Source organism: Gilvibacter sediminis, assembly GCF_028561565.1.
GTDB lineage: Bacteria > Bacteroidota > Bacteroidia > Flavobacteriales > Flavobacteriaceae > Gilvibacter > Gilvibacter sediminis.
Map to the genome: position 1 here is coordinate 80010 of NZ_JAQQTE010000004.1, position 24978 is coordinate 104987.

General features: G+C 44.4%; 21 protein-coding genes and 1 other RNA gene. 8 read left to right on the forward strand and 14 right to left on the reverse strand.

Features of this window, described 5'->3' with window-relative positions:
• Positions 1-78: 78 nt before the first annotated feature.
• Positions 79-1353 (forward strand): serine hydroxymethyltransferase, encoded by a 1275-nt coding sequence (glyA, locus tag POW22_RS07615; protein WP_272832039.1) that lies wholly within the window; start codon positions 79-81, stop codon positions 1351-1353.
• A 76-nt stretch (positions 1354-1429) separates the two neighbouring features.
• Entirely contained in the window at positions 1430-4774 is a 3345-nt protein-coding gene (locus POW22_RS07620) for an FG-GAP-like repeat-containing protein (protein ID WP_272832040.1), read from the forward strand.
• Here the strand turns inward: POW22_RS07620 and POW22_RS07625 are convergent.
• The 4 genes from POW22_RS07625 to POW22_RS07645 form a co-directional block, all read right to left on the reverse strand.
• Positions 4771-6324 carry a hypothetical protein gene (locus POW22_RS07625; RefSeq protein ID WP_272832041.1) on the reverse strand — a complete coding sequence of 518 codons (1554 nt, stop codon included), beginning with the start codon at positions 6322-6324 and terminating at the stop codon, positions 4771-4773. The two genes, POW22_RS07620 and POW22_RS07625, sit on opposite strands and share 4 nt — an antisense overlap.
• Positions 6325-6384: 60 nt before the next feature.
• Complete coding sequence (locus POW22_RS15410) at positions 6385-7545, reverse strand: carboxypeptidase-like regulatory domain-containing protein (RefSeq protein WP_336407710.1); 1161 nt, start codon at positions 7543-7545, stop codon at positions 6385-6387.
• A 12-nt stretch (positions 7546-7557) separates the two neighbouring features.
• Entirely contained in the window at positions 7558-8826 is a 1269-nt protein-coding gene (locus POW22_RS07640) for a carboxypeptidase-like regulatory domain-containing protein (protein WP_272832042.1), read from the reverse strand.
• 93 nt (positions 8827-8919) lie between these two features.
• Entirely contained in the window at positions 8920-9987 is a 1068-nt protein-coding gene (locus POW22_RS07645; protein ID WP_272832043.1) for a glutaminyl-peptide cyclotransferase, read from the reverse strand.
• A 108-nt stretch (positions 9988-10095) separates the two neighbouring features.
• On the opposite strand from POW22_RS07645, the gene ffs reads away from it, so the two are divergent.
• From ffs to fsa, 3 genes are all read left to right on the forward strand, one after another.
• Positions 10096-10194, forward strand: an RNA gene (ffs, locus tag POW22_RS07650) — signal recognition particle sRNA small type.
• Positions 10195-10248: 54 nt separating this feature from the next.
• Positions 10249-11052, forward strand: a complete 804-nt coding sequence (locus tag POW22_RS07655; protein WP_272832044.1) for an SDR family oxidoreductase — start codon at positions 10249-10251, stop codon at positions 11050-11052.
• Positions 11053-11153: 101 nt separating this feature from the next.
• Positions 11154-11807, forward strand: a complete 654-nt coding sequence (gene fsa / locus POW22_RS07660) for a fructose-6-phosphate aldolase (RefSeq protein ID WP_272832045.1) — start codon at positions 11154-11156, stop codon at positions 11805-11807.
• Positions 11808-11820: 13 nt separating this feature from the next.
• On the opposite strand, the gene POW22_RS07665 is transcribed toward fsa, so the two are convergent.
• Entirely contained in the window at positions 11821-13284 is a 1464-nt protein-coding gene (locus POW22_RS07665; protein ID WP_272832046.1) for a TlpA family protein disulfide reductase, read from the reverse strand.
• 100 nt (positions 13285-13384) lie between these two features.
• Between POW22_RS07665 and POW22_RS07670 the strand changes: the two genes are divergently transcribed.
• Positions 13385-15016 (forward strand): ABC-F family ATP-binding cassette domain-containing protein, encoded by a 1632-nt coding sequence (locus POW22_RS07670; protein WP_272832048.1) that lies wholly within the window; start codon positions 13385-13387, stop codon positions 15014-15016.
• Here the strand turns inward: POW22_RS07670 and POW22_RS07675 are convergent.
• The 9 genes from POW22_RS07675 to hisG all read right to left on the reverse strand — a co-directional run bounded on the left by POW22_RS07675 (position 15013) and on the right by hisG (position 22801).
• On the reverse strand, positions 15013-15732 hold the full coding sequence (locus POW22_RS07675; protein ID WP_272832049.1) for a hypothetical protein: 720 nt from the start codon (positions 15730-15732) through the stop codon (positions 15013-15015). The genes POW22_RS07670 and POW22_RS07675 overlap by 4 nt on opposite strands.
• Before the next feature lie 186 nt (positions 15733-15918).
• Complete coding sequence (gene hisIE / locus POW22_RS07680; RefSeq protein ID WP_272832050.1) at positions 15919-16512, reverse strand: bifunctional phosphoribosyl-AMP cyclohydrolase/phosphoribosyl-ATP diphosphatase HisIE; 594 nt, start codon at positions 16510-16512, stop codon at positions 15919-15921.
• Positions 16509-17261, reverse strand: a complete 753-nt coding sequence (gene hisF, locus POW22_RS07685) for an imidazole glycerol phosphate synthase subunit HisF (protein ID WP_272832051.1) — start codon at positions 17259-17261, stop codon at positions 16509-16511. The genes hisIE and hisF overlap by 4 nt, the downstream gene beginning before the upstream one ends.
• Positions 17255-17968, reverse strand: coding sequence for a 1-(5-phosphoribosyl)-5-[(5-phosphoribosylamino)methylideneamino]imidazole-4-carboxamide isomerase (gene hisA, locus POW22_RS07690; RefSeq protein ID WP_272832052.1), 714 nt, complete (start codon positions 17966-17968; stop codon positions 17255-17257). The genes hisF and hisA overlap by 7 nt, the downstream gene beginning before the upstream one ends.
• Positions 17965-18552: an imidazole glycerol phosphate synthase subunit HisH gene (gene hisH, locus POW22_RS07695; RefSeq protein WP_272832053.1), complete on the reverse strand. Its 588-nt coding sequence runs from the start codon at positions 18550-18552 to the stop codon at positions 17965-17967. The genes hisA and hisH overlap by 4 nt, the downstream gene beginning before the upstream one ends.
• Entirely contained in the window at positions 18549-19643 is a 1095-nt protein-coding gene (hisB, locus tag POW22_RS07700) for a bifunctional histidinol-phosphatase/imidazoleglycerol-phosphate dehydratase HisB (RefSeq protein ID WP_272832054.1), read from the reverse strand. Before hisB ends, hisH begins: the two co-directional genes overlap by 4 nt.
• Positions 19640-20662, reverse strand: a complete 1023-nt coding sequence (gene hisC, locus POW22_RS07705) for a histidinol-phosphate transaminase (RefSeq protein ID WP_272832055.1) — start codon at positions 20660-20662, stop codon at positions 19640-19642. The genes hisB and hisC overlap by 4 nt, the downstream gene beginning before the upstream one ends.
• Positions 20652-21944, reverse strand: coding sequence for a histidinol dehydrogenase (gene hisD, locus POW22_RS07710; RefSeq protein WP_272832056.1), 1293 nt, complete (start codon positions 21942-21944; stop codon positions 20652-20654). Before hisD ends, hisC begins: the two co-directional genes overlap by 11 nt.
• A complete protein-coding gene (gene hisG, locus POW22_RS07715) occupies positions 21944-22801 on the reverse strand; it encodes an ATP phosphoribosyltransferase (RefSeq protein WP_272832057.1) in 858 nt (285 codons plus the stop codon). The genes hisD and hisG overlap by 1 nt, the downstream gene beginning before the upstream one ends.
• Positions 22802-23099: 298 nt before the next feature.
• Between hisG and POW22_RS07720 the strand changes: the two genes are divergently transcribed.
• Both POW22_RS07720 and POW22_RS07725 read left to right on the forward strand, forming a co-directional pair.
• Entirely contained in the window at positions 23100-23669 is a 570-nt protein-coding gene (locus POW22_RS07720; protein WP_272832058.1) for a fasciclin domain-containing protein, read from the forward strand.
• On the forward strand, positions 23666-24976 hold the full coding sequence (locus POW22_RS07725) for a T9SS type A sorting domain-containing protein (protein WP_272832059.1): 1311 nt from the start codon (positions 23666-23668) through the stop codon (positions 24974-24976). Before POW22_RS07720 ends, POW22_RS07725 begins: the two co-directional genes overlap by 4 nt.
• The last annotated feature ends 2 nt before the right edge of the window (positions 24977-24978 follow it).

Here is a 24978-nt window from a genome sequence, read left to right on the forward strand (position 1 = left end):
CTAATCAAAGATAGGATTTTAGATGGTGAAAAAGCATCTAATGTGTATTTTTGGTTTCGTAATTTTTAAGCTGATCAAATGCAACGCGATACCGAGATTTTTTCACTGATTCAAGAAGAAGAACAACGTCAATTAAACGGATTGGAACTCATTGCTTCTGAGAACTTTGCGAGTCCGCAAACTATGGAGGCTACCGGTTCTGTACTCACCAACAAATACGCAGAAGGGTATCCCGGCAAGCGTTATTATGGAGGATGTGAGGTAGTGGATAAAGTGGAACGATTGGCCATTGAGCGTGCTAAGGAACTTTTTGGTGCGGAATACGCCAATGTTCAGCCGCACTCGGGCTCACAAGCCAACACTGCGGTATTTGCTGCTTGCTTAAAACCAGGAGACACTTTTATGGGCTTTGATTTGGCTCATGGAGGACATTTGACCCACGGTTCACCCGTGAACTTCTCTGGGAAGCTTTATCGTCCTGTGTTCTATGGAGTTGATAAGGAAACCGGTTTATTGAATTACGACACCATCTTAGAGATCGCCAAGCGTGAAAAACCCAAGATGATCATTGCAGGGGCGAGTGCTTATTCCCGTGAGATCGATTACGCGCGCTTTAGAGCCATCGCTGATAAAGTAGGCGCACTACTTATGGCAGACATTGCTCACCCAGCCGGTCTAATAGCTAAAGGCCTTATTGCAGATCCGGTTCCACATTGCCACGTGATCACCACTACCACGCACAAAACCTTGAGAGGACCGCGTGGCGGCCTCATCATGATGGGGAAAGACTTTGAGAATCCATTCGGCATTACACTCAAAAATGGAAACTTGAGAAAAATGTCGTCTTTGTTGGATAGTGGGATCTTCCCTGGAAATCAAGGAGGACCCTTAGAGCATGTGATCGCAGCTAAGGCGATTGCCTTTGGAGAAGCGCTTTCTGATGATTTCTTACACTATATGGTTCAAGTTAAAAAGAACGCCAGCGTCATGGCTCAAGCTTTTGTGGATCGAGGTTATGAAGTGATCTCTGGAGGAACGGACAACCATATGATGCTTATTGATCTTCGCAACAAAGGGATCACTGGGAAACTGGCTGAGGAAGCTCTTGGACAAGCTGAGATCACCGTGAATAAGAACATGGTGCCTTTTGATACGCAATCGCCATTTGTGACCTCTGGAATCCGCATTGGAACGCCAGCTATTACCACTCGTGGTCTAAAAGAAGCCGACATGGATGCTATTGTTGCATTGATTGATCGCGTGATCCAAGCACCAGAAGATACTGCCGAACTCGAAGCCGTTGCCAAGGCTGTAAATGAGATGATGGCGGGACGTCCTTTATTTAACGCTTAGAGGCTTGCGAATCTAAAACTACACGGCTATATTTGGAGGACTTCGAACGCGCGTAAGCGCCCTAAATGTGACTTGAATGAAGTACCTCGGATTGATAGCGTGCGCCTTTGCGGCAGTGCTGCAGAGTTGTGATAATAGCCCAAGTATTGCCAGTGTTGACCGCCCGTTGGCGTCATCCATTGATGCAGACAATACCACTACAACCTTTTTAGAGCTGTTGGACCCAGCAGCGACAGGAGTAGGTTTTAAAAATGGGATCGTAGAGACCGAATACAAAAACCACAGATCCTACACGCAGATCTACAATGGTGGCGGCGTTGCCGTAGGTGATCTCAATGGGGACGATCTGCCCGATATTTACTTTGCGGGTAATTCTGTAGATGACAAGCTCTATTTCAACCAAGGGAATTTTAAGTTTAAGGAAGTGACCGTAGAAGCCGGTTTGGGTAAGTATGTCAACGGTTGGTCCTATGGAGTCAATATGGTGGATATCAATTCGGACGGACACCTAGACATCTACGTTTGTAAAGCTGGACCTTATGCGAATAAACAATATATCGCCAATCGCTTGTTTATCAATCAGGGTGATGGAACCTTTACAGAGGAAGCTTCAGACTACGGTTTAGATATCAAAACATACAGTGTTCAAGCGGCCTTTTTAGATTACGATCTGGACGGAGATCTGGATATGTATTTGGCGAACCATCCTGTGCCAGGATCAGACAAGAAAAATCCGAAGAGCTTTGGCAGCTACGTAAAAGCCATCAATGATGGGGTATTGCGTACCGATAACTTCTATGAAAATGACAACGGCAAATTCGTAGAAAAGACCGATGCAGCTGGCCTTGTAAATTACGGTTACAAAAACGCTATCGGTGTGGGTGACCTAAACAAAGACGGATACCCAGACCTTTACGTATCCACTGATTTTGGTGAGCCTGATCTTTATTATGTGAATAACGGAGACAAGACCTTCAATAATAAGGTTCGCGAAAGCATGAAACATATTACCTATTACAGTATGGGTAGTGATGTTGTGGATGTGAATAACGACGGACAATTGGATATCTATATCACGGACATGACTCCAGATGATCACATCAGATCCAAAACCTTTATGCCGAGTATGGACACCGATAAATTCAATGCTTTTGTGCATTTTGGGTTCCACCATCAGTATATGTTGAACTCTTTGCAGATCAACAATGGAGATAACAGTTTTAGCGAACTCGGGCAGTTTGCAGGCATTGCAAAGACCGATTGGAGCTGGGCGCCGCTTTTCTTTGACATTGATCTGGACGGTAAACGTGACCTGTTTGTCACCAACGGTATTAAAGAGAATCTGAACGACAACGACATTAAAGAGAAGGTCTTTAGTCAACAAGATGCTTTACAGCGACCGCTTTCTCTGGAGGAGTATTTAGAAATTGTCCCTTCTGATGTTACGCCGAATCAGGTATTCAAGAACAACGGAGATCTAAAATTCAGCGATGTTTCCACCCAGTGGGTAGACAACGCCAATTTTAATTCCAACGGTGCGGCCTATGCCGATCTGGACCGCGATGGTGACTTGGATATGATTTTGAACAATATGGATGCTGAGGCAGCCATTTACCGAAACAACAGTCCTTCCGGCCAAAGTGGGAACGCTTTAATGCTGGATCTGGAAGGTCCTAAAGGAAATAGTTTTGGACTTGGAGCCAAAGTTACCCTTACCCTTGACGATCAAATTGTTTACTACGAACACTATCCTTCACGTGGATACTTATCTTCTGTAGACTACACTGCAGTTTTGGGAATAGGAACCGCTGCTCAAGTAAGTAGTATAGAAGTGATTTGGCCCGATGGAAAAACTCAGAGTTTATCCGCAGTTCCTGCGAACAGCAGAGTTAAACTTTCCTACGGTGGAGCCAGTTCAGTAAAGCAACAAGACGAGTCACAAAAACCACTGATGGCCAAGTTAGACCCTAAGGAAACAGGTTTGCTTTACTTCCATAAGGAAGATCGTTTTGACGATTTTAGAGCGCAAGTACTTTTGCCTTATTCGCAATCTCAGAATGGGCCTTTCAGCGCTCAGGCAGATGTGAACGCAGACGGGCTTGTAGATATTTTTGTAGGTGGAGCAGCAGGCAGTCCAGCGGCTTTATACATGCAAAAAGCCGACGGTAGTTTCTCTGTAGATCAAACCTCAGGTTGGTTGCAAGACGCGGCTTATGAAGACACTGGGGCAGCCTTTTTAGATTTTGATGGCGATGGTGATATGGACCTTTATGTGGCCAGCGGTGGTGCAGCAGCGCCAGCGGGAGACGCGCTTTACCAAGATCGACTTTATGAGAATAATGGAGCTGGAGTTTTTAAAAGAACTTTGGGGATATTGCCTGCAGAGACCGTGAGTAATCAAGTGGTCTTGGCAGAAGATGTAGATGGTGATGGAGATACCGACCTTTTTATCGGTGGTCGGGTGATTCCTGATAAATATCCTTTTTCGCCAGAATCTCGTTTGTTGATAAATCAAAATGGTCGATTCCAGAACATCACCCAGCCCGATCTCAAGAATGTAGGCCTAGTGACCGGCGCCGTTTTTTCTGATTATGACGGTGACGGAGATAAAGATCTAGTAATTGTTGGGGAGTGGAGTCCCATCCAATTCTTTGCCAACAATAACGGAACTTTTAGAAAACAGAACTTCAAAGGCTTTGATACCTCTAACGGCCTGTGGTTTGCCATTCAAGAGGCTGATCTAGATAGCGATGGTGATATGGATTATCTTTTAGGTAATCTGGGAACCAATTCTAAGATGACGGCCAAGGAAGGAAAGCCATTTCACGTCTTCTGTGATGATTTTGACAACAACGGTACTTATGATATCGTCTTTTCTAAAGATTATAAGGGCAAACTAGTGCCTATGCGTGGTCGTGAATGTTCTTCTGAGCAGATGCCGTTCATCCTAGACAAGTTCACCAATTTCCAGTCCTTTGCTAATGCTTCTTTAGAGGAGATCATTGGAGATGATAAGTTGGCTGGAGCCTTGCACTACAGTGTGGAGGACTTTCATCACATGGCTTTGATCAATGAAGGCGGAGGTGATTTTACGCGCGTGGAATTACCGCGTATGGCGCAAGTAGCTCCAATTATGGATTTTGAATTGACGGACCTTAACGGCGACGGACAAATGGAGATCATTGCTGTGGGGAACCTCTATCCGACAGAAGTTGAGACTACCCGTTATGATGCCTCACGCGGAATTGTAATGAATTTTAAAGACGGTAGTTTTGAAGTACTTCCTTCTAGTCTTACAGGCTTAGCTGGCCGTGGTGATGCTAAGGACGTTGACGTTTTATCCTTGAGTAACGGAGAACAACGTTTGTTAGTGACCAACAACAACGGTCCGTTGGAAGTTTACCGTATCAACAAACCTTAATCGTCGTCTGGGATAACTGCGCTTTCATAAGCTCCAGCGTCAAAAGGAGCGGTTCGGGCTACATTCAGAATATCAAAGGGCACAATTGGTGTTCCCGAGGCGTCTAGGCCATTGGCTCCAGATTCGTCTGGAATGTTGAGCTCATTCTCAAAAGGCGCCTTGAACAATGGATCTTCATTAACCACTAAATTGTTATAGCGAGCCACGTTGGTAAAGTCATACAAAGGATTCTCATCAAACACCCCTTGTACGTCATTAAAACGCAATAAGGTATTGGTGAAGTTGAAGTTAAATGCCGCTTCACCGCTATCTAGTAGACCGAGTTCAATATTCTCGTTTCCGTAAATGATGCAGTTGATAAAGTTCGCCTCAATGAGATCTAAGGTCTGAATCTCTGTTTCACTCACCACAAAGATATTGTCTAGTTGTACGGCAGGGAAGCTTCTAAAGCTGTCGTTCCAATAGTTGACAAAAGTACAGTGACGGAAGTTGTATCGACCGCCAAAAGTCAAAGCCAAGGCCGATTGCCCTGCATTGTTGATCACAACATTCTGTCCGTCTACAAAGCCAGTACGGGCCAAAAGACCGACATTAGAACTGTTGTAGATCTGTACATTATTCAAACTCAAAGTAGGCGAGGAGGAGCCGTCGTTGCTATCCATCAAAATACCTACGGTGGCGTTCTTAATTGTTGTATTGGTAAAGGTGTGACCGGTACTTCCTTGAGTGAGCCAAATGGCGCCCCATTGTCCAGGTACATCAGAAAAACCAGGTTCTAATCGATCGCCTTCAAAAATAACCTCATTTTCAAGGGCTACAGGGTCTGAACTCGGAGCTCCGTTTACAATCATGGTCGCTGTGTTAGCCACAAGGATTCCGCTATTGGCGTGGAAATGTACACGCGCTCCTGGATTGACCGTCAAAACATCGCCTGCATTCACAGCCGCGTAACCATAGATCACATAGGGCTTTTCATTGGTGAAGGTGAGCTGGTCGTCCTCCAAAATAAATCCTTCAATCAAAATCGGTTCTCCATCAGCATCGGTCCCGAGATTGAGCGTTTCAACAACTCCATCCGCATCACGCTCAGGAAAAAGGAATACAGCATCTTGAACCAAAGTGACCAATTCCACATCTTGCTGATTGCCTCCGCTGTCAAATTCAATCTGGTCCGTATATAAAAACTGATTCGCCGTAGCTGAGAATTCTTCTATATCAATCGTGGTCTCTACAAAGACAAAGATGCTGTCCTTGGCTCGGATCACTACATCTTCAAAGGTCTTGCCTGGAATTCCGTCTACATTTAAACGATATAGCGAGCTTTCTCCTTGTCCCAAACGCACCGTTGGGATGTTGATGTCTTCATCTCCACGGTTATATACCTTAAGATTATAAGTACTGGAACCAATATTGGTGAAGACCGTGTCCAAAAAGACAGTGTCTCTAGAAAATTCCAATTGGCCCGTATTGGGTACGGTTTCAAAATCGTTACGACAACTGGAAAGGAGAACAACAAAGCCCAAGATAGTCAGGGCAAGTAAGCTTCGCATAAAGATCTATTTTGTGTAAAAATATAACTTTTTGCATAGCATCTTATTGTGCTGAGCGCCTTATTTGCGTTTTTTCCGCGCTTTACGCTGCGCCCTTCTTTGCTCTTGCTGCAAACGTTGAAAAGCTACTGTGTTCTCATATCGAGCGCGGTCTCTTTGTAGCTGAGGATTTCCGTTGAAATTAGTTGACGGATTGTAAGACGATCTAAAATCTACCGGTCTGCTGGGTTCATGCCATATGGGGATTCCAACAGTGATGTATTGGTAGTATTCTTCGATCTCAGTATCCAATTGCATTTCAATGGTCTTTTGCTGCTCCACTACAGTCACTTCTTGAGTGACAAAGCCCACATAGCGCAGTACGAGCTTTTGTCCTTCTGCAGCTTCGATCTCAAAGTTACCGTCAAAGTCTGATTGTATGCCTTGGTCTGTTCCTTTTACTAGGATGTTGACTCCGGGTAAGGGTAAGCCTGTATCGTCTAAAACAGTGCCTTTAAACTGAATCACAGCCGTGCTGTCAACAGGTTTTTCTCTAACAGGCTTCGGAGCAATTCTACCCAAGATCATTGACTCGCGTTTAATGCCTGTGGCACAAACCACCACTTCTGGCATATGCTGTGGATTGTAAACCAGCGCGAAATTATAAAGGTCTTGATCTTGATGTACTTGAATTTCTTCTGTGAGGTGTAGATAATAGGTAAACCTCAAAGTGTGGCCAACACGAGCGCGTAGGCGGTAAGTTCCCTTACTGTCGGTTTGAATTTGATCGTTGGTCTCTACTATGGTCACCCGTACACCTGGCAAAGGATTCCCAGCAGTATCTTTAACCACTCCTTTGATGTCTTTATAATCTTGTTGTTGACTTCCTATATTTAAAGAAACATAGGATTTATTGCTTACTGGTAGCGGTTCACCTTGTGAATAAGCAGAGGTACTGGCCAAAAGCGCTAAAGGCAGAATAAAACTGGCTGCCAAGGGCGGAATGAGCGAGTAGCGTCTTGGATTGAATTCCATAGGTCTATTGAGTTGATCGTTCCTAAAACGACCGCAAAGGTTGGAATCACTTTTTAGTGCTTTAACAATGAAGGCGTCGGTCTTATTGGTAAAGTCCATAACGGTCTTTTCACAAACCTGACAATGGCGTCCACGCTCTTGTGGGCTCATTTGATTCCAGTCTTCATGACAGGGTTCCGGAATTTGAATGCTGATCTTTTTTCCCATGATGCTTTGTTTTTATTGCTGATTGTTTTTACGCGCTTGCTTTTTCTTTTCTCTTTGGATTCGTTCAAAGGCCACCGTGTTGGCGTTGCGCGCTTTTTCTGCCTGCAACTTTGGGTTCCCGTTAAAGTTCTCCGAATGATTGTACCCGATACGATACCAAGGGATAACCCCTTCATAAGTGATCTCAATACCGTAGATAACGCCACCCATGATCATTTTCTCCCATTTGCGGTCCAATACGGTCTCGGCCTGAATTTCTGAAGCCTTGAGGGTTACCGGCTTGAAGTTGGTTACCTCAAAAATGAGTTCATCAGTAGGTCGCAGGTCGGTTCTAAAATAGCCGTCCGCATCTGTATATACTGCGGCCTGTGTTCCAGCGATAGCTACTTTTTCAAAAGGAATAGCTATACCCTCCGCGTCCATTAGAATGCTTTCTACTTTGATGATCTTTGCAGCAGGAGTGACATATATACTGTCTTTGGCTATTGGGGCTACGAGATCAACATCAGTGGCGGTTTCATTCAATCCACATACTGCCGCTTTGTTTTCTAGAACTTCTTTCACGGTATTCGTGGTGGTTGTCTCCGTTTCAGTAACAGTCACAGTAAATCCACTAACAGCACGGGCCTCTTTTTTAACCACTTGAGCTACAACAACTACTTCTGGTAAATGCTCTGGGCTGTATTGCAGGGCAAAGCTGTAAACATCTTGATGTTCGTGGACCTGAATTTCTTCTGTGAGGTAGAGGTAAGAGCTAAAACGCAAAGTATGTCCTACCTGAGCCTTTAAGCGATAAGTTCCTTTGTTATCTGTTTGGATCTGATCGTTGGTTTCTAAAATGGTGACCCTAACTCCAGGCATAGGATTTCCTGCGGTATCCGTAACTACGCCTTTAATGTCTTTGTAGATCTGCTGTTTTTGACTGCCGATGTTTAGCGATACGTAGCTGGGGTTATTCTGTGTTGAGCTTTGCTGCTGACTGTAGGCTGATCCTGCCGCCAGCATGGCCAAGGGCAAGATAAAAGATGCGGCTAGCGGAGGCAGAACGGAATTTCTGCGTGCAGAGAGATCAATGGGTCTGTTGAGCTGGTCAGGTCTAAAGCGGCCACAGATATTGTCGTGCTCTTTAAAATAGGAAGCGATGAATTTATCGGTGCGAGCCGTAAAGTCTACCACAGTTTTCGCACAGCTCTCGCAATGCTTGCCCAGTCCATCAGGAGACATTTGGTTCCAGTCTTCGTTACAAGGCTCGGGAATCTGAATAGTAATCTTCTTGGCCATAAGGTTGATTTAAGTGTTACTCAAATCACCTGCTTTTCCAAGAGATTTAAAAGATAGAACGAGGGAACGACCCTCCTGAATGAGGGAACAGGACTATTGTACTTCCGCTATGGCAACTTTAAAGAGTTTTTCCCAACGCTTCCCAGTCAAATAGAGGATGTTCTCTTCCCCTTTATAGGCGATTCCGTTGAGTACATTCTCATCTTTGGCCTGCTCGTATTGGGTGACTTGCTCTTTTAGGGAACTGGTGTTGATCACCCCTTCAACCACACCCGTTTCTGGGTTGATGATGGCAATAGCATCTCGCTGCCAAACATTGGCGTATATCTTTCCGTTGATGAACTCAAGCTCGTTGATATTGTCAATCTTGGCACTGTGGGTGTAGACTTCGATATAGTCCTCTTCCATAAGCGTCTCGGGATTGAGAATCCAGATGCGGGAGCTTCCGTCGCTTTTATAGATCTTTTCACCATCATTACAAAGACCCCAACCTTGCAGACTGTTTCCATAATTGAAAAAGCCTTGCTTTTCCATGCTTTCGCGGTCATAGATCAATCCAATACCGCGTTGCCAAGTAAGTTGGTAGATATTATTGTCCTTTACGGTAAGACCTTCGCCAAACTGATTTCCAGGTAAGGCCACAGAGTTCCATACTTCTCCCGTTTGGTAATTCACCTTGCGCAAGGTGCTCTGGCCGTATTGCCCGGTACTTTCATAGAGGGTATCACCGACAAATTCAATTCCTTGCGTAAAGGCTTTTATATCGTGTGGATAGGTCTCTAGAATTTCATAAGTATAACCTTTGGGAGGATTAGCGGCCAAAACCGTAATGGATTTTTGGGCCACAAACCGATCTTCGCCACTATAGACGCGCGCTAAAATTTTACGCACACCAACTTTTCCATCCTTAATGGTAATTGAAGCCTTGCCGTCCGTTGAAGAAGCAAAACGCACATCGTCCATGAAGTAAGCTACAGAATCTACTTGCTGCTGATTGGCATTGTATAGATCTACACTCATGCTGCCATCGGCTTTCATGGTTGCTTTGGCGTCTGAGAAGTTCAAATTGAAACAGTGGGCTTCTTTTATGGTGGGTTCTGCGCAAGCCCCTAGCAATAAGGCGATTGAAATTGGCAGAAAGAGCGTCTTGAAAAAGTTCATTCCAAATTTTTTGGCAAGTTATTTAATTTAGGTCAAAATCAACAGAAACAGATTTTAAATTCACCTTAAAATTCGTTGCAAATATTAAGAATGAGCGTATCTTTGCAGCGGCAAGTCCTACACAACCAGCTCCTGTTGAATCCCCCAGGGTGGGAACACAGCAAGGGTAGACGGTCGTAGCGGTGTGATGTAGGTAGCTTGCCATTTTTTTTTGCCCTTTGGTCAAGGATTTTTCATTTGCTATTTTTGACCGCAACATCTATGAGTAAGGTAGTTTTTATAACAGGAGCATCGTCAGGTATTGGTAGAGCCATTGGTGAGCTTTTGCACAGCAAAGGCATGGTGGTTTACGGAACCAGCAGAAACCCCTCCAAAGTAAAAGATTCTCCCTTTCCTTTAATTCCTTTAGATGTCAACAAACCCGAGACCATTGAGCAGGCGGTAAACTGGATCCTCGCAGAAAAAGGCCGCATTGACGTTTTGGTCAATAACGCGGGCGTTGGGATCACAGGCCCAGTAGAGGAGACCCCAGATGATCAGATCCACCAAAATTTTGACACCAATTTCTACGGACCTATCCGTGTGATCAAGGCAGTATTACCCGCCATGCGAGAAGCAGGGCAGGGACGTGTGATCAACATTACCTCTATTGCCGGTTATATGGGCTTGCCGTACCGCGGGATTTATTCCGCCAGCAAAGCTGCTTTGGGAGTCGTTACGGAGACGCTGCGTATGGAGGCTCGTGAATTCGGTATTTCCTTTACTACGGTTGCTCCGGGTGATTTTGCTACCAATATTGCAGCCGGGCGCTATCACGCTCCTTTAAAAGAAGATTCGCCCTATTACAAGAACTATAAGGTATCTCTCGATCTAATGAATGAACACGTTGATGCCGGTGAGGATCCTATAGCTATGGCGAACTTCATCCACAAGCTCATCAACAAAAAGAAGGTAAAGGTGCATTACCGTGTTGGTGCGCCACTACAGCGCCTTTCCATAGTGCTTAAACGACTATTGCCAGACACCTGGTACGAATCTATGCTTAGAAAGCACTACAAGCTCTAGCAGTTATTAACAGTTTTGGTCAATAATTTCTTGCTACTATCCCTTTGCAGCGGGTAGAGGTTGTTTATTTTTGTACCCATAATCACTTCATCAGGAATTTTATGAAATTTTTTATCGATACTGCCAACCTTGATCAGATCCGTGAAGCCCAAGAATTGGGAATCCTTGACGGTGTTACTACGAACCCATCGCTAATGGCCAAAGAAGGCATTACCGGGGAGGCGAACATTCGTCAACACTATGTAGATATTTGTAATATCGTAGACGGAGATGTATCCGCAGAAGTTATTTCTACCAACCATCAAGACATGATAGAAGAAGGGAAAGCGCTTGCTGCTTTGCACGAGCAGATCGTTGTTAAAGTTCCTATGATCAAAGACGGTGTTAAAGCCATCAAGTATTTTAGTGATAATGGTATTCGCACCAACTGTACTTTAGTATTCTCTGCTGGGCAAGCCCTTCTAGCTGCGAAGGCTGGCGCTACTTATGTTTCTCCATTTATTGGACGTTTGGATGACATCTCTACAGACGGTCTAAACTTGATCAACGAGATCCGATTGATCTATGATAACTACGCTTTTGAAACGCAAATTCTAGCCGCTTCTGTGCGTCATACCATGCACGTTATTGATTGCGCGAAGATTGGTGCTGATGTTATGACTGGGCCATTGAGTTCTATTGAAGGATTACTCAAGCATCCTTTGACAGACATTGGCTTGGACAAATTCCTTGCAGACTATCGCAAAGGAAACTAAGCAAGTAAAAATTCTATTGGAAGGGTGAACTATTGAGATAGCCCAACAACTGGACTTCAAAGTTGGAGCCAAAGATGTTGGTGTTGTTTTCAATGATCATACCACTAGCATCAATGATGATCGCCTTATTGGGTGAGTTGAGCACCAATTCACGCTCTGCTGTAGCAGCGTCGTTGAAGCGGTATTCAGTCTTCTCATTAAAGGTGCGCATTGCCATGGTCTTTAACCATTTTTCATGGTTTTGATCCACGCTGATCCCGATGAAGTCAAACTCAGGATACTTGGCGCGCATCTCTGCCGCCTTTTTGTGAATGCGTTTGTTGTGAGAAGAAGATCCCGCAGACCAGAAAAATAGAACCGTAGGTCGGTTGATCAAACTGTGCAGGTCTTTAATAGTATTTTCTGTGGTAACCACCATTTGATTCGGTAAGGGGTTCCCTGGAATCATTTTGTCACAGGCAGATTGCAACAACTTCATTTCTCCGTGCTGTTTTTCACTGCTGTTCTTGTCAAGGAACAGCTGGAAGATCTCTCTACTGCTCTCTTGATCTTTAGAGTTGATCAAATAACGTCTGGTTGTGGCGTAGAGTAAATTGTTCTTTAACGAATCGTGGGTGATCACACTGTCAATAAGACGCAGTTTTGCTTTGGTGTGAACCGGTGAGGTTCGATCAAAACGCGCTCCATTCATATAAGTGGTATAACTCACATTATCTAGATAAGAAGAAATGTATCGGTAATACGGATAATAAGTGTACAAATGGGCATCACCGTAGTTCACCTGATTGCGGAAGGCGTAGAAATCCGCTGGCAAGGAGTTCATATTCTCTAAGTGATTGCTGCCGTAATGCGCAAAAGGATACAATTCTTTCTTGGAATAGTAATCAAAGTCGATACTCGCTTGAGCGACGGTATTGAATCCTGCAGAGGACTCATTTTTTTCTTTAAATCGATTCAAGACCTCAAGACGGATAGCACGCATGCTATCTAGAGAAGCGCTGAATTCCTCGGGAGATTTTTGATAGAAGCTCGGCATGAGTTTCTGCTCTTGTTCATTGTGCAAGAACATATCGATCAAATAATTGTTCTTTTCCGCTCCCTCACCCGAATAGGCTAAAGATTCGTCAAAGTCCAAGGTGTTTACTCGCAACATAATACTATCTCCCGGTTCAATGTAAACCAGTTGGTATTCCTTGTGAATAAAACTGTACAGGCCAGGTACTAGGCTATCAAAACGGTATTTGAAAAAGTTGTTCTTGTCTAGATAGATGGTATCTACCAAACGAGAATTCTTGGTCAACAAGACATAGTCTGCTTTTGGGTTGATGATCTCGCCACCAAACCAAGTCCCAGCTTGCTCTTGAGTTTCCGTTTTACAGCCTGTTAAAAGTAAGGGGAGTAACAGGCCTAGGGGATACAAGTATTTTGAAAGAATATGCTCCATAAACAAATCCATACAAAAATAAGCCCCCGCCATAGAGTACAGTGTTAAGCGCTCGTTAAAATAATTGGGTTATAAAACCTTTATAAAGCCCGCTTTTATGCCTATTTTTGCGGCGCATTTTAAGACAATAATCATGCTTTCAGTATCTAATCTTTCCGTTCAATTTGGTAAGCGCGTTTTGTTTGATGAGGTAAACACCACCTTTGTCAACGGGAATTGCTACGGGATCATCGGGGCCAACGGTGCCGGTAAATCTACTTTTTTAAAGATCCTTTCTGGGAAAATGGAACCTACTTCTGGGCAGGTTCACCTAGAGCCTGGTAAGCGTATGTCTGTCTTAGAACAGAACCACAACGTCTTTGATGAGCACACGGTTTTGGAGACGGTGATCATGGGGAACAAACCGCTCTATGAGGTTAAAACGGAGATGGATCAGATCTATGCCAAGCCAGATTTTAATGATGCTGACGGAGAGCGAGTTGGTGAACTACAGGTGATCTTTGAAGAAATGAATGGTTGGAATGCAGACAGTGATGCGGCCGCCTTACTTTCTAATCTAGGGATCAAAGAAGAGTTTCACTATACGCCCATGGCGGATATGGATGGAAAACTAAAGGTACGTGTGCTTTTGGCACAGGCACTTTTTGGAAATCCGGATGTATTGATCATGGATGAGCCTACCAATGACTTGGATTATGAAACCATTTCTTGGTTGGAGAATTTCTTAGCCAATTATGACAATTGTGTGATCGTAGTATCTCACGACCGTCACTTCTTGGATGCCGTTTGTACGCACATCAGTGATATTGACTTTGGGAAGATCAATCACTATTCAGGAAACTACACCTTCTGGTACGAATCCAGTCAGCTGGCAGCGCGTCAGCGAGCTCAGCAAAACAAAAAGGCTGAAGAGAAGAAGAAAGAACTGCAAGAGTTTATTGCGCGTTTTAGTGCAAACGTGGCTAAGTCCAAGCAGGCTACCTCGCGTAAAAAGATGATCGACAAACTCAACATTGAAGATATTAAACCATCGAGTCGTCGATATCCTGCGATCATTTTTGAGCGCGAACGTGAAGCTGGAGATCAAATTTTGAATATTGAGAACCTATCGGCCTCTATTGAAGGAGAGACCTTGTTTACTAATATCGATCTAAACCTGGCCAAAGGTGATAAGGTAGTGGTTTACGCGAAAGACTCTCGTGCTACTTCAGCATTCTATCAGATCATCAATGGAGAACAAGAAGCAGATAGTGGTAAGTATCAGTGGGGTGTGACCACCACACAGAGTTATTTGCCTGCAGATAACGATGCTTATTTTCAGGAGAAGATCTCTTTGGTGGATTGGTTGAGACAATGGGCTACTACAGAAGAAGAACGCGAAGAAGTTTACATTCGCGGGTTCTTGGGTAAAATGCTTTTCAGTGGCGAAGAGGCGCTTAAGAATTCCGATGTCTTGTCTGGAGGAGAAAAAGTGCGTTGTATGCTCAGCCGCATGATGATGATGCGCGCCAATGTGGTCATGCTGGACGAACCTACCAACCACTTGGATCTGGAATCCATCACGGCCTTCAACAACTCGCTCAAGAACTTTAAAGGGACTGTGCTTTTCACTACGCATGATCACGAGTTTGCACAAACGGTCGGTAATCGTGTGATCGAACTGACCCCAAAAGGCATCATTGATCGCTACACGACCTTTGACGAGTATATGTCAGATCCAAAGATCAAAGAATTACGCGAGAAAATGTACGCAGTTAATGCTTAGGCGTTGTAGTATTTAGAGTTCCAAATGGCGGTATTGAAGTTCTTCCCGGCCGCGAATCCATAGTACAAAACAACCGCAGCTACAGCCTTGAACATAAAGAGGAACAGCATGACGTATTCAGGCATGCCTACTTCTTTATTGGTGAATACACCCATGGGCGAGATCGCTGTAAGCAGAATACTGGCCACAAAGATGCTGAAGATCATATTATCAAAGTTCTTCACCGGCCAAACCAATAACTTTCTCAAACCGCTTAGGTCATTACCCCATTTGTGGATCAAATAGTAATATCCATTTCCAATAGGAGCAAAGAGTAACGGGTCATCTGCATTCTCCAATTTGAAGAGTTTAGAAGGAGCCATCAACTTAAAGCCGTTTAATGCGGTATTATGAGTTTCTTCTAGATCGCGGATCTTGCTTATGGCTTCTTCCGGGAACTCACTTTTAAACAAAGCAGCATTCAAAAAACGCAAACGGTAGTCTACGCAAATTGATTTAATGGTATCGATGTGATAAATGCGATCTGTTTCCAATTGATCCAGATCAAATGCATTGGAATTGCTGGAATTTCTGCTTCTAAGACGGGTGTGAATATCCTGTCTCTGATCCTCGTTTTCAGCTAAAATGCCTTGAATTTGATCTAAAATAGATCCTTCAGGTGCATCTTTAGCTCTTCTTTTATTTAGTTCGCGCTCAATATTGGTGCTTAGTCTCATCCGATCAAAATTTTTATAATTCTTAAAAACGAATCAATCAAAATTGTGTTGCACTTTATAGAGTTCGCTAAAGGATTCTAATTAGGTGGGTAAGGTGGTAAATCCTTTTTAGCTTAGCTCATACCCAATTTTTACTCAAAGTTACACGCTAAATGGCTACATTCCAAATGGCTGTATTGTTAATTTTTATTTTTTGGAACGTTGTTTAAGGATATCCTCAATATCCCCTAGAGAATGCCCTTTAACGTTCAACAAAATAAGTAGGTGATAGAGCAGATCTGCCGCTTCATTCTTAAAAAGTTCCGCATTATCATCCTTGGCCTCTATAACCAACTCCACAGCTTCTTCACCAACTTTTTGAGCTACTTTATTGATTCCACGCTGTACCAAAGCTCGGGTGTATGATTCCGCTTCATCACTGGCAATTTTTTTATCAATGGTGGCCTCTAACTGTCGTAAAAAGCCCAAAGCGCTATCGTTTGCAAAACAACTTTGCGTTCCCGTGTGGCAGGTAGGTCCTGCAGGCTCACAGAGGAATAATAAAGCGTCTTGATCACAGTCAATGAAATGTTCACGCAGTTCTAAATAATTTTCAGAGCTTTCTCCTTTGGTCCACAATCGCTGTTTGGAACGGCTGTAAAAGGTGATGCGCTTTTCAGCCAGTGTTTTTTCAAAGGCTTCTGCGTTCATATAGCCCACCATGAGGACTTGGCGTGTATTGTAATCTTGTATTACTGCAGGCAATAGCCCGTCTGCAGATTTATTGAAATTTGGTGTCATCGTATGGCGATGTTTTTTGTTTTTAAAGCTGATTTTAATTCGGGTACTGGGATCTCTCCGTAATGGAAGATACTCGCGGCTAGGCCAGCACTGGCAGTGGTTTGCTCAAAGAGTTCGGTAAAGTGATCTACCGTTCCGGCTCCGCCAGAGGCAATCACCGGAATTTGAACATTGCGCGCTACGGCCTCGGTGATGTCTAAGGCAAAGCCAGCTTTGGTGCCGTCGTTATTCATAGAGGTCAATAGGATTTCTCCGGCACCTAGAGCTTCCATTTTTTTAACCCAATCTAAGGTTTTGATCCCAGTGGGCGTTCTTCCGCCACTGACAAATACGGTCCAATCCGGATCTTCATATTTGGTATCTACTGCCACAACCACGCATTGCGAACCAAATTCTGCGGCCAATTCTTGAACCAATTCCGGGCGTTTCACCGCTGCTGAATTCACACTGACCTTATCGGCCCCAGCTCTAATGAGCGCTTTGGCCTGTTCTACTGAGGTGATCCCTCCACCTACAGTAAAGGGAATATTGATGTTCGCAGCGATCTCTTCTACCAATTGTATCAGCGTAGCCCGAGCTTCAATGGTCGCTGTAATGTCCAAGAATACCAGCTCATCAGCACCTTGAAGCGCGTACTGTCTGGCAAGCGCAACTGGATCTCCGGCATCTTGAATGTCAACAAAATTGACACCTTTAACCGTGCGCCCGTTCTTAATATCTAAGCAGGGTATGATGCGTTTTTTTAGCATAATTTCTCTAAGTCTTTTAAAGCGATGGTACCTTCATAAATGGCTTTGCCAACTATGGCACCTTCACAGCCCATGGCTTGGAGTTGTTCTAATTCTGATAATGTAGTAACCCCACCACTGGCAATGAGCTTTATGCCCTCTAATTCTAAAAGTTCTTGGTACAGGTCAAAACTTGGACCTTGTAACATGCCGTCTTTGGCTATGTCTGTACAGATCACGTATTGCACACTTTTTTCTAAATATTGACCGATGAATTCCTTAACCTCTAAACCAGAAGCTTGCTGCCAGCCGTGTGTGGCGATCATCCGATCTTTGCAATCAGCTCCCAGTATCAGGCGCTCGCTACCGTATAACTTAAGCCAACTGGCGAATAGTTCCGGAGCACTGACCGCAATACTGCCACCAGTGACCTGTTGGGCTCCGCTTTCAAAGGCAATGCGAATGTCTTCATCAGATTTAACCCCTCCTCCAAAATCAATTTTCAAGGATGTTTTGGTCGCGATGCGTTCCAGTACCTTGTGATTTACAATCCGCTTGCTCTTGGCGCCGTCAAGATCCACCAAGTGCAAATATTCAATGCCGTGCGCTTCAAACTCCTTGGCAACTTCCAAAGGATCTTCATTGTAGACGGTCTTTTGGTTGTAATCTCCTTGGGTTAAACGCACGCACTTACCTTCAATAAGGTCTATGGCTGGTATTATTCTCATTCGGATGGTAATTTTAAAAAGTTGGCCAAGATCTGTTCTCCCACATCTGCTGATTTTTCCGGGTGAAACTGCGTGGCATAAAAATTTCCTTTAGATAAGGCCGCTGAAAAGGGCAGGATGTAGTCGCAGGCTGCAATAGTATCAGGACCTTTTTCAGCATAGAAGCTATGGACAAAATAAACATCACTATTGGCCTGAACTCCTTTAAATAGGGGGCTTTTTAGTTCGGTGAGTTCGTTCCAACCCATATGCGGTACCTTTTCTTCGGGAGGAAAGCGTTTTACAGCCTCTGGGAATATTCCAAGACATTCGGTATTTCCTTCTTCAGATCGAGCACAAAAGAGCTGCAATCCTAAACAGATTCCCAAAGTGGGTTTGGTTCGCTTTTTGATCACCTGGTCCAAACCGCGATCTCGCAAATAGGCCATGGCAGAAGAAGCTTCACCCACACCGGGTAAGATAAGTTTATCAGCCTTACTTAAGACCTCTGGATCATCACTGATCACACAGTCAGCTCCTATGCGTTTTAAGGCATTTTCTACGGAGCGAATATTACCCGCGTTGTATTTTACTATTGCGATCATAAACTTCCTTTTGTACTTGGAATGTCATTAGAGCCACTTCTAGAAACGGCCATGCGCAAAGCTCTGGCAAATCCTTTAAAGATCGCTTCTATCTTGTGGTGTTCGTTATCTCCTTCTGCTTTGATGTTCAGGTTGCATTGCGCGGTATCGCTAAATGATTTGAAAAAGTGGAAGAACATTTCCGTAGGCAGATCACCAACTTTTTCACGTTTAAATTCAGCATCCCATTCCAACCAAGGTCGGCCTCCAAAATCAACAGCAACTTGCGCTAAGGCGTCATCCATGGGTAAAAGAAAGCCATAACGCATAATGCCTTTTTTACTTCCCAAAGCTTCTTTAAAAGCAGTACCCAAGGCAAGCGCGGTATCTTCAATGGTGTGGTGTTCGTCAATATGCAGATCACCCTGTACGCGAATGTCTAAGTCAAAACCGCCGTGCTTGGCTATTTGTTCTAGCATGTGATCGTAGAAGCCAAGGCCTGTTTGAATCACGCTTTCACCTTTTCCGTCTAGGTTCAAGGCAATGTTGATCTGTGTTTCTGAGGTGTTTCGGTTCACCATAGCCTTGCGGTCTTGTCCTTTTAAAAAAAGATAGATTTCTTCCCAGCTTTTTGTTGTTAGGGCGGCATCTGCAAAAGGCTCGTCACCAATAAGAATCCCTTGACTCCCCAGGTTCTGCGCTAATACCACGTCAGAAGTTCTGTCGCCAATTACAAAGGACTTTTCCAGATCAAAATCTCCGTGAATGTATTCCATAAGCATTCCAGTGCCAGGTTTACGGGTAGGAGCGTTGTCTTCCGGAAGCGTAGGGTCTATGTGTACGCCATAAAACTCAATCCCTTCATTAGAGAAGGCTTGCATTACCTTGTTGTGCGCAGGCCAGAAGGTTTCTTCCGGGAAAGATTCAGTGCCCAATCCGTCTTGATTGGTCACCATTACTAAGGTGTAATCGAGTTCTTGATTGATCTTGGCCAACCATTGAAAAACTCCCGGGTAGAATTCCAGTTTTTCTAGACTGTCCAATTGATAATCTACTGGAGGTTCAATGACGAGTGTTCCATCTCGGTCTATAAAAAGTACTTTCTTGCTCATAAGTTGTTCAATGCGTTGATGAGTATGTCGTTTTCTTTTGGAGTTCCTACCGTAATGCGCAGGGAATCTGCGATCACTGAACTCCTGTTTCGTGTTATGATTTGTTGTTCAATCAATTGCTCGTAAAGGGCAGTTGCCTCGGGCACTTGAATCAGAATGAAATTCGCTTGTGTTGGATAAACTTGCTGTACCCAATCCAGTTGGTTGAAGTAATCCATCAAGCGCTCTTTTTCCTTTAGAATGGCAGCCTTGCGCTGCGTAAATACTTCACGATCTTGCAATGCTTCAAGGGCAGCAGCTTGATTTAGCCCGCTCACGTTGTAAGGCGGTTTGATGTTATTGAGCCAGCTGATCACAGCTTCCGAGCTGTAAGCGACACCAACTCGGGCGGCCGCCAAGCCCCAAGCTTTACTAAAGGTCTGGGAGACGATCAGATTGTCTAATTGCTCCAGCAGGCTAATACAGCTCTCTGAATCCGCAAAGTCAATATAAGCTTCATCTACGATAACCAAACCTCGGGTAGTTTGAGCAATGCTTTTAATAGTCGCTTGATCAATCAGATTCCCTGTTGGGTTGTTGGGCGAGCAGATAAAGATCAATTTGGGTTGTTCGCGTTCAATAGTTTTTAAGGCTGATTCTAGATCGATCTGAAAGTCAGCGGTCAGTGGGCAATCCAATAATTCAATATTGTTGATAGCCGCAGATACCTTGTACATGCCGTAGGTAGGACTGAACTGTAGCGCTTTATCCATACCGGGTCTACAGAAAAGTCTAAAACACAGATCAATCACTTCATCGCTGCCGTTGCCCACAAAGATCTGGTTTGGGTCCACGTCGCGCAGCTGTGCCAATTCGGCTTTTAGAGCACGTTGATAGGGGTCGGGATACCTATTTAGTGTTCCATAGGGATTCTCGTTGGCATCCAAGAAAACACCGGCCTTCCCTGTGTATTCATCACGGGCGCTAGAGTAAGGTTTTAAGGCCAACAGATCAGGTCTAATTACTTCTTTAATTTCCATCCTTCAAAGCATTAAGTCTAACCGTCACTGCATTTTTGTGGGCCTCAAGGCCTTCTGCTTTCGCCATGGTCTCTATCACTGGCCCTAGGTTTTGAATGCCTTGTGCGCTGATCTGTTGAAAGGTGACCTTATTGACAAAGCTGTCCAAGGAAACACCGCTGTATTGACGCGCATAGCCATTGGTGGGCAAAGTGTGATTGGTGCCTGAAGCGTAATCACCTGCACTTTCTGGAGTGAAATTCCCCATAAATACTGATCCTGCCACAGTAACCTTCTCTGCCCAATAATCGTCTTCTCTTAAAGCGAGAATGAGGTGTTCTGGAGCGTAATTATTACTGAAGTCCATACAGCTGTTTAGATCGTCAAAAACAAAGGCCTTACTATTCTTAAGCGCTTCTGTGGCCAACGCGACTCGCGGAAGCTTTTCTACTTGTTCATTGACGATCACCAAAACATCGCCTATAGTCTTTAAATCATCTCCCACCAAAATAACTTGGCTGTCACTGCCGTGCTCTGCTTGGGAGAGCAGATCTGCGGCGACAAATTCTGGATTGGCATATTTATCGGCTATCACCAGTACTTCACTAGGTCCAGCAGGCATGTCTATAGCTAGACCGTAGTTGAGACTCATCTCCTTGGCTCGGGTCACGTATTGGTTTCCGGGACCAAATATTTTGTCCACCTTTGGAATGGATTCTGTTCCAAAAGTCATCGCTGCAACAGCCTGTGCTCCTCCAACCTTAAAAATTGTGTCCAAACCTAGTATTTGGCAACAATAAGCGATCTCGGCAGCAATGCTCCCTTCTTGATTCGGTGGTGTACAAACCACAATGGTCTTGCAACCCGCCAATTTAGCCGGAATGGCTAACATCAAAAGGCTAGAGAATAAGGGTGCTGTTCCTCCGGGAACATAAAGCCCTACCCGCTGAATGGGCAGTTGTTTTCTCCAACACACCACGCCAGGAGTCGTGGAGATCTTTTCTGGGGTGCGGGCTTGCGCCTTGTGAAACTTCTCAATATTGGCTGCGGCTTGTTTAATGGCCTCTTTTAAATCAGAAGAAACAGATGCCGCTTGTTGTTCGAGTTCTTCAGCACTTACACGAACCTCCTTTAGTGTGGTCTTGTCAAATTCTTGTGCATAAGCAAGCAATTGGGCATCACCTTTCTGTTTGACCGCGCTCATGATCTGCTCAACGGTACTACTCAGATCCTTGCGGTCAATACTGGGGCGCTCACAGAGCTTGTCCCAACGGCTTCTTGGTGGGTTAACATAGACTTTCATTAGCGTACAATTTTATCAATAGGAATAACCAAAATGTCTTCTGCACCTGCTGCCTTGAGTTCTTCAATCACATCCCAAAACTGAGATTCACCAATAACGGTGTGTAAGGAACTCCAGCCTTCTTGGGCTAGAGGAAGAATCGTTGGACTTTTTAATACGGGAAGCAAGGCAGAGACTGCTTCAACCTTTTCATTGGGAACATTTAGCAGCACGTATTTAGAAGCCTTTCCTCGTAAAACCGCGTCTATTCTAAAACAGAGTTTATCTAAGATGGCTTCTTTTTCTGGGCTGAGGTCTGGAGCTTTTGCCAAAACGGCTTCCGAACGCAAGATCACTTGCGTTTCACGCAGCCCATTTTTAAAGAGAGTACTCCCAGAACTTACTATGTCACAGACACCGTCTGCCAGACCAATGCTCGGAGCGATCTCCACAGATCCTGCAATTTGGTGAATGTTTGCCTGTATCCCCTCAGCATCTAAGAAACGCTTTAAGGTATTGGGGTAGGAGGTTGCAATGCGTTTTCCGTTGAAGTAGCTTAGGTCATCGGTAGAAACAGACTTCGGTACAGCGAGAGAGACGCGACATTTGGAGAAACCAAGCGGCCGAATCACGCTCACATTCTTTTGTTTTTCGATCAGTAAGTTCTCCCCGACGATAGCAATATCGGCCACACCATCTTCCAAGTACTTTGGAATATCAGAATTTCTTAAGTATAAGATATCCAAAGGGAAGTTTGCTGCTCGCACCTTGAGTTGGTCTTTTCCGTTTTGCACGGAAACACCACAATCTTTAAGTAATTCGATGGATTTGTCGTGAAGTCTACCGCTCTTTTGAATCGCAATTTTTAATCTGCTCATTTTTTTAAATAATGGTCTGAGCAATTGGCGGTAAAAAAAAACCCGTCTGATTGCTCAGACGGGTTATATGGTTTTAAACAGTTTACAATACCATACTAGCTCGCCTGAAGGCCAGAGTGTGCATGATGATGATGTAACTGTACTAAATTCATTGTTTCGTTATTGATTGCAAAGTTGAAACCTTTTTTTATTTCAGGCAAGTTTATGCTTCGAAAATTAACAAATAATTATCGCCTCATGATTCCGACCCGCTTTGAATCCTATGAAGAATTGATATCTTAGCGTAAATTACATTGCTATGAAAAATATAATAACCGTGCTCTTGTTAGTCTTGACTGTTAGCCCGTTACTGGGGCAGGACTATCAAGCCGGAGTCGCTTCAAAATCCTATCAGCTTATAGGGAATGATACCATTTTCCCGACCAAGAGCATTTATGAGAACATTAAAAATACAACTCAGTTTACCGTAATAACGCAGATCTTTGAACTGACCAATGCACAAGAAGAGATCGACAAACTGGGCATGGTAACGGTATTTTTGCCAACAGATGCCGCCTTTGCCGCGTATGATGAAAAAGCGCTTAAAAAATTATTGAGCGCGTCTAATGCAGAAGCCTTAAAAGCTGCTTTGATGCGTCATGTGATCATCGGCCGTGTGGACCAAAACAGTTTGCAGCGAAACTTACAACAGAACGGCGGTTCTGCCTATTTTAGATCTCCGGCAGATATTGATCCGGAATTCAAATCAGGTGGAAGTCAGATCCAATTACGAATTCCTAATGCTGCTGCCGCCACGATAACTGGAACAAACTACTATCACAAACTCGGCTTTATTCACGTTGTGGATGCCTTTTTACTAGAAGAATGATTTTAAACCGACTGCTCGCTATCTTGTTTTTGTGTTGCTCCGGATGGATTTCAGCACAGACCAATTACACTTCTTATTTCACAGGAAATCCAGCAGACGCTGAGGTTATCGGTGATGGCGGAACCGTCCTCATGGGAGGTGCAGGAGAGAACGATCCGGCCATGGTTTGGTTTTTAGAAAGAGCCAATGGAGGAGATGTTTTAGTCCTGCGGGCCAGTGGTGCAGATGGTTATAACGACTACTTCTATTCAGAGCTGGGGGTAACGGTCAATTCCGTAGAAACCATTGTTTTCAATGATTGGACTGCGGCTAGTGAACCTTATGTGCTGGATAAGATCAATCGCGCAGAAGCCATTTGGTTTGCCGGTGGAGATCAATGGGATTATGTGTCTTATTGGCGAGGAACAGGAGTAGCTACCGGAATAAACAATGCGATCTCTGAGCGAGGTGCCGTTGTTGGTGGAATCAGCGCTGGAATGGCTATTTTAGGCAGTATTTATTTTACTGCTGAGAACGGAACAGTCACTTCTGACCAGGCCACGGCCAATCCGTATCACCCCAACATCACTTTAAGTGGCGCACCATTTTTAGACATCGAGTATTTAACTGGTGTGATCACCGATACGCATTATGACGATCCAGACCGACGTGCGCGTCACAGTGTGTTTTTGGCGCGTGCTATGGTGGATATGGGCGTTAATGCCCGTGGTATTGCTTGCGATGAATTTACCGCAGTTTGCATTGCTCCGGATGGTATTGCGCGCATCTTTGGAGAGTATCCAAGTTTTGATGACAACGTCTATTTTATTCATTCCAACTGTAATTTAGAGGTTCCAGGACCTGAAGTTATCGGAGACGGAAGTCCCATTACTTGGAACAGAGGGGGAGAGGCGCTGTACGCCTACCGTGTCAAGGGAACAGAAACCGGAGAACACACTTTTGATCTAAACGATTGGCAAACGGCCAGTGGCGGGGAATGGCTCAATTGGAGTATTGATGAGGGAGTCTTCAACGAAGCTCCGGGCAGTGATCCAGCCTGTAATCCTTTGAGTGTTGATGAGTTTGAACAGGCCAATATCAGCTTGTTCCCAAATCCTGTGCAGGATCAGTTCCAACTACTTACTAACGGTCTTGATATAAAGTCAATGGCGGTTTACAACCAACTCGGTCAACAGATCTTCCAAAATGAGCAATCGAGCAGTACCAATTGGACTGCAGATGCTTCAACTTGGTCCGCGGGAACTTATTACGTCCGTGTGGAGACTTTGCGAGGAGAAATACTGATCAAAAAGATAATCAAGCAATAGCC

Excerpts from the sequence above, each read along its gene's own strand:
- glyA (WP_272832039.1), top strand. The coding sequence starts at position 79 with ATGCAACGCGATACCGAGATTTTTTCACTGATTCAAGAAGAAGAACAA.
- POW22_RS07620 (WP_272832040.1), top strand. The coding sequence starts at position 1,430 with ATGAAGTACCTCGGATTGATAGCGTGCGCCTTTGCGGCAGTGCTGCAG.
- POW22_RS07625 (WP_272832041.1), bottom strand. The coding sequence starts at position 6,324 with ATGCGAAGCTTACTTGCCCTGACTATCTTGGGCTTTGTTGTTCTCCTT.
- POW22_RS15410 (WP_336407710.1), bottom strand. The coding sequence starts at position 7,545 with ATGGGAAAAAAGATCAGCATTCAAATTCCGGAACCCTGTCATGAAGAC.
- POW22_RS07640 (WP_272832042.1), bottom strand. The coding sequence starts at position 8,826 with ATGGCCAAGAAGATTACTATTCAGATTCCCGAGCCTTGTAACGAAGAC.
- POW22_RS07645 (WP_272832043.1), bottom strand. The coding sequence starts at position 9,987 with ATGAACTTTTTCAAGACGCTCTTTCTGCCAATTTCAATCGCCTTATTG.
- POW22_RS07655 (WP_272832044.1), top strand. The coding sequence starts at position 10,249 with ATGAGTAAGGTAGTTTTTATAACAGGAGCATCGTCAGGTATTGGTAGA.
- fsa (WP_272832045.1), top strand. The coding sequence starts at position 11,154 with ATGAAATTTTTTATCGATACTGCCAACCTTGATCAGATCCGTGAAGCC.
- POW22_RS07665 (WP_272832046.1), bottom strand. The coding sequence starts at position 13,284 with ATGGCGGGGGCTTATTTTTGTATGGATTTGTTTATGGAGCATATTCTT.
- POW22_RS07670 (WP_272832048.1), top strand. The coding sequence starts at position 13,385 with ATGCTTTCAGTATCTAATCTTTCCGTTCAATTTGGTAAGCGCGTTTTG.
- POW22_RS07675 (WP_272832049.1), bottom strand. The coding sequence starts at position 15,732 with ATGAGACTAAGCACCAATATTGAGCGCGAACTAAATAAAAGAAGAGCT.
- hisIE (WP_272832050.1), bottom strand. The coding sequence starts at position 16,512 with ATGACACCAAATTTCAATAAATCTGCAGACGGGCTATTGCCTGCAGTA.
- hisF (WP_272832051.1), bottom strand. The coding sequence starts at position 17,261 with ATGCTAAAAAAACGCATCATACCCTGCTTAGATATTAAGAACGGGCGC.
- hisA (WP_272832052.1), bottom strand. The coding sequence starts at position 17,968 with ATGAGAATAATACCAGCCATAGACCTTATTGAAGGTAAGTGCGTGCGT.
- hisH (WP_272832053.1), bottom strand. The coding sequence starts at position 18,552 with ATGATCGCAATAGTAAAATACAACGCGGGTAATATTCGCTCCGTAGAA.
- hisB (WP_272832054.1), bottom strand. The coding sequence starts at position 19,643 with ATGAGCAAGAAAGTACTTTTTATAGACCGAGATGGAACACTCGTCATT.
- hisC (WP_272832055.1), bottom strand. The coding sequence starts at position 20,662 with ATGGAAATTAAAGAAGTAATTAGACCTGATCTGTTGGCCTTAAAACCT.
- hisD (WP_272832056.1), bottom strand. The coding sequence starts at position 21,944 with ATGAAAGTCTATGTTAACCCACCAAGAAGCCGTTGGGACAAGCTCTGT.
- hisG (WP_272832057.1), bottom strand. The coding sequence starts at position 22,801 with ATGAGCAGATTAAAAATTGCGATTCAAAAGAGCGGTAGACTTCACGAC.
- POW22_RS07720 (WP_272832058.1), top strand. The coding sequence starts at position 23,100 with ATGAAAAATATAATAACCGTGCTCTTGTTAGTCTTGACTGTTAGCCCG.
- POW22_RS07725 (WP_272832059.1), top strand. The coding sequence starts at position 23,666 with ATGATTTTAAACCGACTGCTCGCTATCTTGTTTTTGTGTTGCTCCGGA.